This window comes from Flagellimonas abyssi (genome assembly GCF_019457905.1).
Classification (GTDB): Bacteria; Bacteroidota; Bacteroidia; order Flavobacteriales; family Flavobacteriaceae; genus Flagellimonas; species Flagellimonas abyssi.
This window is the reverse complement of sequence record NZ_JAHZSV010000005.1, coordinates 196,239-209,397: the sequence shown is the minus strand read 5'-3', so window position 1 is coordinate 209,397 and position 13,159 is coordinate 196,239. Positions and strand designations below refer to the sequence as shown.

The following is a 13,159-nucleotide window of genomic DNA, read 5'->3' as shown; positions in this document are numbered from 1 at the left end:
CCCAATCATTTGGGCAACATTTAACGAATTTTAAACATGGGCCTTGTCCAACTGACCCAAAGAGGCTACGATTTTATCCTTTAAAACCGATGTCGCTTCCACTAATGGCAATCGCACGGTAGCACGTGTAATCCCTTTTTTTTCAAAAATACTTTTTATACCAGCCGGGTTCCCTTCTTCAAAAATTTGGGACATTAAGGGGGATAATTTGTGGTGGATAGCGTATGCTTCCTTTACGTTGCCTTCCAAACCAAGTTTTATCATATCGGAAAAAAGAGATGGTAATCCTTGGCCCAAAACCGAGATAACCCCTGCCCCACCTGACAACACCGTGGCCAAAGCCGTTGAATCGTCACCAGAGATGACCAAAAAACCTTCCGGTTTATCTTTAATGATTTTATCAATTTGAACGGCATCGCCGCAAGCTTCTTTGATTGCAACAATATTGGTAAAGTCGTGCGCCAACCTCAACGTGGTCGCCGCCAACATATTGCTGCCCGTTCTTGAAGGCACATTGTAAAGTACGATTGGAATGGGCGACGCTTCTGAAATAAGTTTAAAATGTTGGTATATGCCCTCCTGTGTTGGCTTATTATAATAAGGAGATACGGAAAGTATCGCATCGAAATCCGATAAATCCAATGTTTTTAGCTCATGTACCACCGCCATGGTATTGTTGCCCCCCACACCAAGGACCAACGGGAGTCTCCCTGCATTGGCACGCACCACTACATCTACCACCAACTGTTTCTCAGCTTGCGAAAGGGTTGCGGATTCGGCCGTTGTTCCCAACACCACCAAATAATCCACACCTCCTTGAATGTTATGCTCCACCACTCTTTCCAAGGCTTCTACATCCACCGATAAATCTTCTCTGAACGGGGTTATCAAAGCCACTCCTGTTCCGATTAATTGTTCCATCACTTCAAATTTCTTTTAAGACCTTTAAATATTTTTTCAGTTCGCTTTTGAACAACTTAAAGTCGCTCAAGGGTGTATTTAAGATCAAATCGTTGATATTGGGGTCTTGGGCGGCCAAGCCAACTTTGAGACGGGCAGGAGTTTTTACCGATAACAACTTCATCATTAAGTTATCATCTTCATAATAATTGATCAACATATCGTACTCCCTGCTCAAAAATTCCAGAACGTAACTGTTTTCTATCTGTCCCTTCCATCCAAGGTCCTTATCCGAGAACATTTGGATGGCGTAAGGGGAATTTTTATCGAACTCTCGCTTATATCCGATGATTTTTATGGCATTCGGTCTCAGCGAAAATTCTTCAATAAGTTCGTAAAAGGCCTCTGCTTTCTGAAAATTATCAACATCGACAATACAGCCCACACTGGTAATCCCCTTATCCCTGGCAACAGTCTTGGGAGACCTTTCCAGTTCTTCCCTTAAATATTTCTGCCCCGATTTAACCTTAAATTTGTCCTGGAGTCCTTTCAAAAACATATTTTTGATGATTTTTACAAAGGTAAATAATCTACCAAGACGACTTAACAAAGATACGCCTGTGAACAATCTAAAATTTAAACAATTTGTTGTATTTACAACTTTTTGTTTTTTGATGTCCTGTAAAAATGATACCGAAAAACTAACGGAAATACAGGGCAAGCAAATTCCCATCGACTCTACCTACGCACAGACCGATTCCATTGAAACCTTTGTGGAGCCGTACCGAAAGAGAATCAACGAGGTGCTGGACAGTACCTTGGCCTATGCCCCAAAACCATTGTTGTTGAACGATGGGGAACGTACCTCATCCATGGGGAACTTAATGGCGGACATTGTTTTTGAACAGGCCTCCCCTATCTTCAATTCCAGGTCCGGGAACACATTGGATTTTGTGGTATTGAACGCCGGTGGTGTACGCTCCATTATCTCCGAGGGCAATGTGAGCGCTAGAAATGCCTACGAGGTAATGCCTTTTGAAAATTATATTGAAGTGGTGGAACTCAGTGGCTCCGCTACCCGGGAACTCATCAATTTTGTGGCAAAGTCCTCTCGAAGACACCCTGTTGCAGGAATCGAGATTGTTACGGACAAAAACGGCGCCCTGGAATCTGTGAACATTCAAGGTCGACCTTTTGATGAAAGCCGCAATTACTACGTGGCCTCTTCCGATTATTTGATCAACGGAGGTCCCAGCGTTGGCTTTTTTGACCAAATAGTATCGAGAACACCAACGGATTACCTATTGCGCAATGCCATGATAGATTACTTTAAAAAAGTGGACACCTTACAGGTGGTTGCAGACGACCGTATAAAACAAATGGATTAATGAAACGAAGGGACTTTATCACCAATACAACCGCTGCATCCACTTTAATTGGATTGGGCGGGCTCAGTTTAAGCTCATGTTCCAATTTGGGCAAAAAACAGATTACCATTTTGCACACCAACGATGTGCACAGCCATATCGACGCCTTTCCCCCTACCCACTCCAGACACCCAAATTTGGGCGGGGTGGCGAGGCGCGCCACTTTAGTGGAACAAATCCGTAACGAAAATCCGAACACCTTACTTTTTGATGCCGGCGATATTTTCCAAGGAACCCCCTACTTTAATTTTTATGGCGGTGAACTGGAATTTAAGCTGATGAGCAAACTCAAATATGATGCGGCAACCATAGGCAACCACGATTTTGATAATGGTATCGAGGGGCTGCTCGCACAGATGCCCAATGCCACTTTTGAAATGATCAACGCCAACTACGATTTTACCAACACGGTGATGGACGGCTACGTGAAACCTTATAAAATCTATACGGTTGATGGCATTAAAATCGGTGTATATGGCCTTGGTATTGAACTGGACGGATTGGTGACCAAAAAACTATACAAAGAAACCCAGTATTTGAACCCCTACGAGATTGCCCTGGACATAGAAAAGCAACTCAAAGAGAAAGAGCAATGCGATTTGATTGTTTGCCTATCGCATTTGGGCTATGATTACGAATATCCAGAAAAACCCAGCGATACTCAGCTAGCACAAAAGACCTTCCATACGGATTTGATCATTGGCGGACATACCCATACGTTTTTGGATAAGCCAGATGTACGCACCAACCAAAACTGGAACTCGGTATTAGTGAACCAAGTAGGCTGCTACGGGATTAATGTAGGCAGGATTGATTTTTACTTTGATACCGATAAAAATGCCCAAGCAAAAGGGGTTAGCATTACGGTTTAGTTGATTTATTGGTTATTGGTTATTGGTTAATGGTTATTGGTTAAAACGTTCTCGACCTGACAATTGGTGATTGAGTAATTTTTTATTGTTGACTGCTTACTGCATACTGATTATTGTCTTGCTGAGCAGAGCGAAGAACCTCTGGTCTTAAACTTCAACTGTGTTAACTGCCCACTGCCCACTGCCGACTGTAATCTGACCTCTGACCTCTGACCTCTGAAATAGAAAAACCGAGAAAGCACTTGGCTCTCCCGGTCTTTTCTAAAAACAAATAGTATGAAAAATTGCTATTTCAATGATCAATTACATTCCTCAAGAAACTCTGCAGTTCCAGTGAACTCCCAATCGTGATTCAACATCAAGTTATTACCGGCAGCCAATGCCTCATCACCACAAATGGTTAAGTTATGTATTCCAATCGTAATATTTTCCGGACCATTATTGGTATCCACATAACTGTTCCAGCCAACTAAAGTGGCACTCATGTTCTCTTTGGACATGCCACTATCATCGAACATATTGGACATGTTTTCTACATTGCCGATATCCCAACCACCTAGATCTTGGTCAAAGTTGGGAGCCTCCAAAAACATTAAGCTCATATCGGTTACGTTACTCACATCCCAACCACTAATGTCTCCATTAAAATTAGAACCTCTAAACATAAATGCCATATCCGTAACATTGGTAAGATCGGGCTTGTCCGAAGCGTTGAACTCTAATTTTGTACAACCGTCAAATGCAGATCTAAAAGTTTCCCACTCAATATTTCCCCACTGTTCCACACTTAACAACTTGTCCTCTCCCGAAGCATTTATTTTAAATGAAGGAAACTCCCCCTGGACAGCAACGGTGTAGGTACCGGCTGTTGGATAGAAGTGTTCTGAAGAAATATCAATACCATTACCCGCATACTCTTCTACTGTGCCATCTCCCCAGTCTATAGTAAAATCATAACTGTAATTATTGTTTATAGGCATCAGCAAATACTTGTCTACCCCTATCTCCCAAGTGGTTATAAAAGAGGCAGGATCATCGAACATACTTTCAACTACATTTTCCACGGTTACGGTAACTGTAGCTTCTACCGTTTCTTCTCCATCGGTTACGGTTACCGTTATGCTATGTGAGGTCGCGGTCTCGTAATCCAACGTTTTGCCTTCGGCAAGGGTCAATATGCCGCTTTCAGAGAGCATAAACAGGTCATTGTCGTTCTCTTTTAGTTCAAAGGTAAGGATATCATCGTCCGCATCGGTGGCCTCAAGTATGCCGATCTCATAAGCATTGTCAATATCCTCGTTCGCTTTAAATTCTTGGTCGGCCATCTCAGGTGCCTCGTTGGTCGGGGTCACATCTTCGGAAGTTACCTTAATGGTAATGTTTGCACTTGCGGTGTCCTCGCCATCGTCCACTTTTACTTTTATAATGTGCTGTTCCTTGGTTGCCGCGTCCAGCGTTTTGCCGCTTGCCAAACTAAGGTCGCCCGTTGTGGTAATCTCGAACAGGGCGTCACTGTTTGTTTCAATGGTAAAGGTGAGCGTGTCGTCTTCATCGGCATCGTTCGCCTCTACCGTACCGATCACCTCGGTATCGGAAATGGTCTCCGCTACGGTAAAACTCTGTGCGGCTATAACCGGAACTTTGTTCTCGCCCTCCGAAGGGGTCACCGGGCCGTCATCTTTGCCACAGGACCAAAACAAGGCCACGGCCAATACTGAAAAAAGAATCTTTTTCATAAACTTAAAGTTTTTAATTATTAAAAATCAAGGCAAATTCGGGAGTTCTGCTGAAGTTTTAAGCCACCAATTGATGTATGCCCTATTTGAGTTGACGGATGAGGGGTTTGGGTTGATGGGGGTTTGGGTGAAGGGTGAAAGGATTATTGGATGGTTAGAAGCAGGGACCCTGAACGAAGTCGAAGGGACGATGAAGAATCTTTGGAATATAGTTAAAGAACATAGCGTTCTCGACTGCGCTCGAACTGACAATCGCGGTCTGTTCATTGTTCACTATAAACTGACCACTGCTTACCGCCTCCTGAATCCGATCTACTGAATTCCTACTTCCTACTTCTATGTCTTATGTCTTGGCTCTTGAGTCTCGTCTCTACTTTTGGATTGTTGCGTTATTCGGTTATTTGGTTAATGGTTTTTCGTTAATTGTTGATTGCTAATTGTCAACTGTATACTGCTTCCTGCAAACTGACTATTGTATACTGCTCACTGCTCACCGCCTACTACCTCCTAACATCTCACTACTCAAATCCCACATCTCATTATTACAAAATACAAAAACCGGAAAAGCACTTGGCTCTCCCGGTCTTAAAAAACAACTAAAGAGTATGAAAAAATTACTTTTCCAATAATTAATTACATTGTTCCTGTATTGACGCTTCTCCTGTAAATACCCAAGTGTAAATTGTACTCAGTTCCACAACGGCACTATATGCTTCTACCCCACAAATGGTCAATCCTTCGAGTCCTAATTCGATTCCTATTGGACCGGTGTTTTGCTGAACGAAACCATTCCACCCAATGAGTGTGGCATTGATATTATTTTTGGACAAACCACTGTTATTCAACATATTTTCCATAGTTATAACATTACCGATGTCCCAGTTGCCCAAGTCTTGATCAAAAGAGGTTGCGCCGGAGAACATTCCCGACATATCAACTACATTTGACGTATCCCATCCTCCTATATCAGCATTGAACAAAACCGTTCCAAAGAACATACCGCTTGTGTTTACTGCATTGGATATATCCCAATTACTAAGGTCGCCGTTAAAAGACGTCGCACCATCGAACATACTTAACATTGTTGTGACCTTAGATGTATTCCATGTGCTGATATCCCCATTAAATGCGATCGCCCCCAAAAACATACCTTCCATGCTGGTTACCTTTGATGTATTCCATTTGTTCAAGTCTTGGTTAAATTTGGAATTATTGTAAAACATCAGGCGCATATCTGTTATATTACTCGTGTCCCAATCATTGATATCGGCATTAAAACTTGTCTGTAAAAACATTCCCGCCAAACTATTGGCCAACTCAAGGTTCGGAACATCGGTTGCATTGTATTTCATCTTATAACAATTGGCGAATGCTCCCTCGAGATTTTTCCATTGTGTCTTTCCCCATTGCTCAAGAGCAACCATTCTGGAAAGTGGTTCGTCACCATACATTTGATAAACTTTATTCATATTGATACTTGGAAAATCTCCTATTATAGCAACGGTGTAATTCCCTGCCGTTGAAAAAGTATGTTCAAACAGTTGTGGGGAGTTCTTCGAAATATTTTCTACGGTTCCATCACCCCAATCTATGGTGAAATCGTAGTCATAAACTTCGTTGGCCCCAATGTAAATTGTTTGGTTGGCCGCATCGGTTTTCCAAGTGGTTACAAAAGCTGCGGGGTCGTCCGCGATTATCTCATCCACATCCTCTACTTTGACACTTACTCCCCTGAATCTATCAATAATACCATCGGAGACCATTACAACCAATGAATGTTCCTTCACAGTCTCATAATCCAGATATTTCCCTTCTGCTAAAGAAATTTCGCCATCCGAATTAATCTCAAAAAGAGCGTTTCCACCGCTTCTAATATCAAATGTAAGTACATCTCCATTCGGGTCAGTGGCCTCTATTGTTCCGATTATGGTCTGATCATCCACATCTTCCTTTACAGAAAAAGTATCCCCGTGGGCGACAGGAGCTCCATTTACATCGCCGAGCGAGTCCTTATCACAGGATTGCAGGAAACATAACAACAAAATCATGCCCCACAATCTTTCAAATTTGATAGTCATAACACTATATTTTTCGGAAAGATGGTTCTTTTACACAAGATTTTCTCCGCCCGATTTACCAATGCCCTGTTTGAGTTGACGGATGAGGGGTTTGGGTTGATGGGGGTTGGGTAAAAGGATAAAAGGTGAAGGGTTGAGGGTTGAGGGTTGAGGGTTGAGGGTTGAAGGGTGAAAGGCTAATGGATTATTCGATGATTCGTTTGTTTGGTTATTTGTTCATTGTTAACTGCCCACTGCCGACTGACTTCCGACTAAAAAAAACAAAAACCGGAAAAGCACTTGGCCCACCCGGTTTGATCTAAAAAACAAATAGTATGAAAAATTGCTATTTCAATGATCAATTACATTGCACCAAATTCAAATTGCCCGTGTAATTCCATTGGTAATTGTCCAATAAGTTTTGAAGTGCATTAATCCCATTTCCCAAACAAACACTCAAATTATCCAATCCCACTGTAATATTGGAAGGGCCGCCATTCTGGTCAACGTATGCGCTCCATCCAATAAAGGTATTGTTCAAATTAACCGAAGAAATACCGCTACCAACAAACATATCTCCAACTATCGTTATATTGCCAATGTCCCAACTGCCCAAATCTCGGTCAAAAGAGATGGCCCCATTGAACATATTGGCCATTGATTCTACATTACCTGTATCCCAATCAGCAATGTTACCGTTAAAAGATTCTGCATTGCGGAACATTCCGATCATGAAGGTTACATTTCCCGTATCCCACGCTTCAATATTTCTATTGAAGTCGGTGGCGTTCTCAAACATCGTTGTCATAATGTCCACATTGGTCGTGTTCCAATTGTCAATATTTCCATTAAAAGCGGTTGCCCCCCTGAACATATTTGCCATATTGACCACCTTTGAGGTAACCCAATCATCAAGATCTTTGTTGAACAGAATTGCTCCATCGAACATATATTGCATTTGCGATACATTCGAGGTATCCCAATCACCAATATCTCCATTAAAGGAAGTTGCACCCCTAAATACATGTGACATATTGGTAACGCTTGATGTATCCCAATCATTTAGATCGGCCGTAAAAGAAACCGCATCCATAAACATTCCCTCAAAGCTTGTTACCTCAGAAAGTTTTGGGGAATCAGAAGCATGGTAAACCATATTTGTACAATCGGCAAACGCATAAGAAAAGTCCTTCCAATTGATATTTCCCCATTGTTCAATGCTCATCAATTTGTCTGCCGTGGAGCTATTGATCATTTGAATGGCAGGAAAACCTCCTTCTAAGGCCATAGTATATTCACCTGCAACATCATAGGTATGCTCAAAGGTCTCGGGATTCATTTGTATAACATCCTCCACAGTTCCATCTCCCCAATCCACGGTAAAATCGTAACCATAATTACTATTGGCACCAATCACTATTTTTTCCCCATCGCTCTGTGTTTGCCATTTAGTTACAAAAGATGCGGGATCATCGGCCAAGCCCTCTATAACGTTCAAGACCAAAATTTTTACTGTGACCTCCATAGTTTCTGTCCCATCCGTAACACTTACGATAATATTATGCTCGGTAGCCGTTTCATAATCAAGGTTCTTAGCTGTCGACAGGGTAAGTTCTCCGCCGCTGCTTATTTCAAATAATCCGGAGTCATTGGTAGGGATTGTAAACACAAGGTCCTTAAAATCGGTGTCTGCATCAGCAATCTCAAAGTTATGGATCAATTCATCGTCGGATATATCCTCACTTACCTCGAACACAAAAGATTCATTGGAGAAGTTGGGTGTACAATCGCAAATGGTTATCTGGGCCGAATCTTCTTTTTCCCCATCCGTAACTGCTACCGTAATATACTGTATGGGAATTTCTCCCAAATCAAGGGTTTTGCCCGTTTTAATCCTCAATAGCCCTGTTGCTGCCTCAATCTCGAACATATCATCGCTATTGGTGATGATACTAAAAGTGAGTTTGGTGCCGATATTGGAATCATAAGCTTTTACTATGCCGACCTCTTCGTTATTAATTACAACCTTCTCCTGCACATTAAGGGTCTGGTCGTATATAACAGGGGCTTGGTTCGCAAAGGAGCTTGGTCCATCATCCTTGCTGCAAGACCAAAATACGGCCACGGCCATTATCGCTAGAAGAAGTTTATTAATATCCATAATCTCAATTGTAAATACCAACAAGTTTCGGGAAAACATATGTGTTTTTTTATGCTTGATTGATATATGGGGGCTATGGATTGACGAATGGTGGGTTTGAGTTGATGGGGGTTTGGGGGAAAGGTAAAGGTTATGGGAAAAGAATGGTTGGATTGTTGGCATCCTAAACCGGTCCCTGAGCGGAGTCGAAGGGACAAGAATGGTTGGATTATTGGTTTTGGTCTATTGTAAATTGATCAAAGGTTGGCCCCTACCAATACCTTCAGTTCCTCTTCCAAGCTATATTCGGGAAAAGGCTTGCCCGCTCTACCGTACCAATATTGCGAATTCCACTTATCCCCTTCTTTTCGGTGCAAGTAAGCATGTATCCAACTGCCCATTGGAGAGCCTATTTCTTGGGCAATATCATGGGAGGACTCCCAATCGCCCTTCGCATCGTGCCAAAGGGATTTTAAAGGCTCCGACCAATTGGATGGTGGTGTGTATTGGTCTAAAGTAGCTTCAAATTCTTCGTACGTTTTTGGTATCATGATTCCAACTTTTCCAAAAATTCCTGTTCTGATATGATGGGTACTCCCAAAGACTCCGCCTTGGTACGTTTACTTGGGCCCATATTGTCGCCTGCCACCAAGAAGCTGGTTTTTGATGAAATGGAGGAAGACACTTTACCCCCATTATCCTCTATCAATTTTTTTAGATCATTTCTGCTGATGGTCTCGAACACACCGGAAATCACAAACGTATTTCCCTTCAAAAGTTCCGTTTGATTTTCCAACTGTTCCTCGGACAACGAAAATTGCAATCCGTAGGATTTTAATCGGTCAATGATTTCGACATTCGCGGGCTCCGAGAAAAAATTGACCACGCTTTCCGCAATCCGCTCCCCAATTTCATCCACGGCGACCAATTCGTCTTGGGAAGCTACCATCAACGCATCAATATTTTTAAAGGCCTTTGCCAACTTTTTGGCAACCGTTTCCCCCACATACCTGATTCCCAACGCAAAAAGCACCCGTTCAAACGGTATGGCTTTGGATGCCTGTACCCCATTGACCAAATTCTCAGCCGATTTGTCCGCCATACGTTCCAAGGGCAATATTTGCTCTTTGGTCAAGGTGTACAGATCGGCATAGTTGCCAATAAGGCCTTCCTTGAAAAGTAATTCAACTGTCTCGCCTCCCAAACCTTCAATATCCATGGCCTTTCTGGAGATAAAATGTTGGATTCGACCCGTAATCTGAGGTGGACACCCGATGTCATTCGGGCAAAAATGCTGTGCTTCCCCTTCCTTTCTGATGAGTTCAGTACCACATTCAGGACAACTCTCTATGTATTTTGTAGGTTCGGAATCCATGGAGCGTTTGGTGAAATCGACTCCTACAATTTTTGGGATGATTTCCCCTCCTTTTTCCACAAAAACAGTATCACCTTCGCGTACATCTATTTTTGCAATCTGGTCGGCGTTGTGCAAAGAGGCTCGTTTTACCGTAGTTCCCGCCAACAATACCGGTTCCAGATTGGCCACAGGGGTAATTGCACCAGTTCTCCCAACTTGATACGTAATTTTGTTCAGGGTTGTAGTTGCCTGTTCCGCTTTAAATTTATAGGCCATGGCCCAGCGAGGCGATTTTGCCGTATAGCCCAATTCTTCCTGTTGCTGAATACTGTTCACCTTTACTACCACACCATCGGTTTCGTAAGGCAGATCGTGACGATGTACCTCCCAATAGTCCGCAAACTGCATAACCTCCGCAGTGGATTTACACAATTTGGCGACGGTAGGTACCTTGAATCCCCAAGAGCGTGCTTTTTCCAATACTTCAAACTGGGATGAAACGCCTAAATTTTCACCAGCTATGCTGTACAACAAACACTCCAAGGGTCTTTGGGCCACCAAGGCACTATCTTGAAGTTTTAAACTGCCTGATGCGGTGTTTCTTGGATTCATATAGGCGTCTTCCCCTGCTTCAACACGCTCGGCGTTCATTTTTGCGAAGCCTTCCAGTGTTAGGATAATCTCCCCACGAATATCAAATTTTGATGGATAATCCCCTTTCAATTGCAAGGGAACCGATTTTATGGTCTTGATGTTATTGGTCACATCGTCCCCCTGAAAACCATCGCCACGGGTTACCGCTTTGACCAAAAATCCATTCTCATAGGTAAGGCTGATGGAAGCTCCGTCATATTTCAACTCACAGGTAAACTCCACCTCTGCATCACCCAAAATACGTTGTATACGTTTCTCCCAATCTTCCAAATCCTCTTTGGAATACGAATTGTCCAAGGAATACATCCGATGCTCATGGGGAACGGTCTCAAAATTCTTTGTGACCATCCCTCCCACACGCAACGAAGGTGACGTTGGGTCGTGAAATTCGGGATGTTCTGCCTCCAATTTCTGAAGTTCTTTGAGTTTCATATCAAACTCGTAATCGGAAATAGACGGCTCATCGAGCACGTAATATTTATAATTGTGCTCCCTTAGCTCGTTACGCAGGGAGGTTATTTTTTGTTCTATACTCATTGGTTTTCTTTATCAGGATTAAAAAACACCCCTAAATTCCCCTCGAGGGGACATTTGCCTTTAGCATTCTATAGTTGCCAAACATATCTTTTCGCAGTTCAATTTCTGAAAAATTAAGATGATTGAAAAGTGCTTTGGTTTCCTCTCCCAGATATTGATTGATTTCAAAATACAACTTTCCTTTTTCGGATAGATGCTTTTCTGCGAAACTGATGATTGCCCTGTAAAAAACCAAGGGGTCCTCGTCCGGCACAAACAGGGCAGTTCCAGGCTCGTAATTCTTTACATTTTTTTGGATTTCATCTTTCTCCAATTCCCTGACATAAGGCGGGTTGGACACAATGATATCAAAATTCAGTTCAATATTGGAATTAAGGATGTCATCATGTAGAAATGTAACATCCACTCCGTTTGATGCTGCATTTTTTTGGGCAACTTTCAATGCACCTTCGGAAACATCCAAAGCATATATTTTCGCATCGGGAAGTTGTTTTGCCAGGACAATGGCAATGCATCCGCTCCCTGTTCCGATGTCAAGAACTCTCAAAGAATGGTCATTGAGCGGAGTCGAAATGACGCTTCGACTTCGCTCAGCGTCCAATTTAAACTCTTCCCTCTTCTGATTTCTGATTTCTGACTTCTGAAATCTGAAATCATCCAAAATCCATTGCACCAATTCTTCGGTCTCCGGACGCGGAATCAACACGTTTTCATCGACGTGAAGCTCCAAATCCATAAAATGGGCCGTTCCCAAAATATATTGGAGCGGTTTTTCAAGCTTCAATTCGGACAGTGCTTCAAAAAGGGGCTGTTCTTCGTCTTTATTCAAGGTAATTCCAGGCTGTATGGCGAGAATGAACCGTTCCAGATTCAGGTAATGTTCAATACAGGAGTAGAAAAAAGAATCAATTTCCTCTTTGGGATAGATTGCGCCCAATTCCGTATGGAAAATATCTTTGATTTCTTTGAGGAGCATTACAGTTTTTTAAGCATCCAAACGGGACAGGAATAGTGCCCCGTGTTTCCCATGGGGGCATCGATGTACACAAATCCATTTTTTTTGTAGAGTTTTTGGGCGGCTTCCATATAGGGCATGGTTTCCAGATAGCAGGCCTCAAAACCGAATTCCTTCGCCTTGTCCAAACAGGCCTCGATCATTTTGGCGCCAAGGCCTTTGCCCCTTGCCTCCTCCAAAAAATACATTTTTTGAAGCTCGCACACATTGCCATCGTAGTTGTCCAATTTTGCCACGCCTGCACATCCTATTACCTTTCCTTTGTGCTCCACCACAAAATATGCGGCTTTTGGCACGTTGTAATTGGAATACATATCGTCCAAAGACTTGTCGGCATAAGCGGTGCCCACCTTGGGGACGCCCATATCCTCAAAAACCTTTCGTATTACTTGGGCCACCTGTGCGTTGTCTTCGGGGGTTATTTCACGAATCACCGTATCTCCCATTTTTGTGTTTTTATTGTT

The 13,159-nt window shown here is 42.7% G+C and carries 11 protein-coding genes; 2 read left to right on the top strand and 9 right to left on the bottom strand.

Translation table 11 applies throughout. From position 1 onward, the window contains the following. Nucleotides 1-30: 30 nt before the first annotated feature. Both dapA and K1F36_RS05980 read right to left on the bottom strand, forming a co-directional pair. Nucleotides 31-921, bottom strand: a complete 891-nt coding sequence (gene dapA, locus K1F36_RS05985; protein WP_220112989.1) for a 4-hydroxy-tetrahydrodipicolinate synthase — start codon at nt 919-921, stop codon at nt 31-33. A gap of 4 nt (nt 922-925) precedes the next feature. Continuing rightward, nucleotides 926-1,459: a DUF6913 domain-containing protein gene (locus tag K1F36_RS05980; protein WP_220112988.1), complete on the bottom strand. Its 534-nt coding sequence runs from the start codon at nt 1,457-1,459 to the stop codon at nt 926-928. A 115-nt stretch (nt 1,460-1,574) separates the two neighbouring features. Here K1F36_RS05980 and K1F36_RS05975 point away from each other — a divergent pair, with 115 nt between their 5' ends. Further along, entirely contained in the window at nt 1,575-2,288 is a 714-nt protein-coding gene (locus K1F36_RS05975; RefSeq protein WP_258538951.1) for a 5'-nucleotidase C-terminal domain-containing protein, read from the top strand. Next, the gene (locus K1F36_RS05970) at nt 2,288-3,199 is read left to right on the top strand and encodes a metallophosphatase (RefSeq protein WP_220112986.1); all 912 of its coding nucleotides are present in this window, start codon (nt 2,288-2,290) and stop codon (nt 3,197-3,199) included. Before K1F36_RS05975 ends, K1F36_RS05970 begins: the two co-directional genes overlap by 1 nt. Before the next feature lie 299 nt (nt 3,200-3,498). Here K1F36_RS05970 and K1F36_RS05965 read toward each other — a convergent pair whose 3' ends face one another. The 7 genes from K1F36_RS05965 to K1F36_RS05935 all read right to left on the bottom strand — a co-directional run bounded on the left by K1F36_RS05965 (nt 3,499) and on the right by K1F36_RS05935 (nt 13,141). Further along, a complete protein-coding gene (locus K1F36_RS05965; protein WP_220112985.1) occupies nt 3,499-4,935 on the bottom strand; it encodes a BspA family leucine-rich repeat surface protein in 1,437 nt (478 codons plus the stop codon). 629 nt (nt 4,936-5,564) lie between these two features. Next, the gene (locus K1F36_RS05960) at nt 5,565-7,013 is read right to left on the bottom strand and encodes a BspA family leucine-rich repeat surface protein (protein WP_220112984.1); all 1,449 of its coding nucleotides are present in this window, start codon (nt 7,011-7,013) and stop codon (nt 5,565-5,567) included. 337 nt (nt 7,014-7,350) lie between these two features. Then, on the bottom strand, nt 7,351-9,153 hold the full coding sequence (locus K1F36_RS05955; RefSeq protein ID WP_220112983.1) for a BspA family leucine-rich repeat surface protein: 1,803 nt from the start codon (nt 9,151-9,153) through the stop codon (nt 7,351-7,353). Nucleotides 9,154-9,389: 236 nt separating this feature from the next. Continuing rightward, nucleotides 9,390-9,683 (bottom strand): hypothetical protein, encoded by a 294-nt coding sequence (locus K1F36_RS05950; protein WP_220112982.1) that lies wholly within the window; start codon nt 9,681-9,683, stop codon nt 9,390-9,392. Next, nucleotides 9,680-11,680, bottom strand: coding sequence for an NAD-dependent DNA ligase LigA (gene ligA / locus K1F36_RS05945; protein WP_220112981.1), 2,001 nt, complete (start codon nt 11,678-11,680; stop codon nt 9,680-9,682). The genes K1F36_RS05950 and ligA overlap by 4 nt, the downstream gene beginning before the upstream one ends. Before the next feature lie 31 nt (nt 11,681-11,711). Then, a complete protein-coding gene (gene prmC / locus K1F36_RS05940; protein ID WP_220112980.1) occupies nt 11,712-12,656 on the bottom strand; it encodes a peptide chain release factor N(5)-glutamine methyltransferase in 945 nt (314 codons plus the stop codon). Beyond that, complete coding sequence (locus K1F36_RS05935; RefSeq protein ID WP_220112979.1) at nt 12,656-13,141, bottom strand: GNAT family N-acetyltransferase; 486 nt, start codon at nt 13,139-13,141, stop codon at nt 12,656-12,658. The genes prmC and K1F36_RS05935 overlap by 1 nt, the downstream gene beginning before the upstream one ends. Nucleotides 13,142-13,159 lie beyond the last annotated feature (18 nt).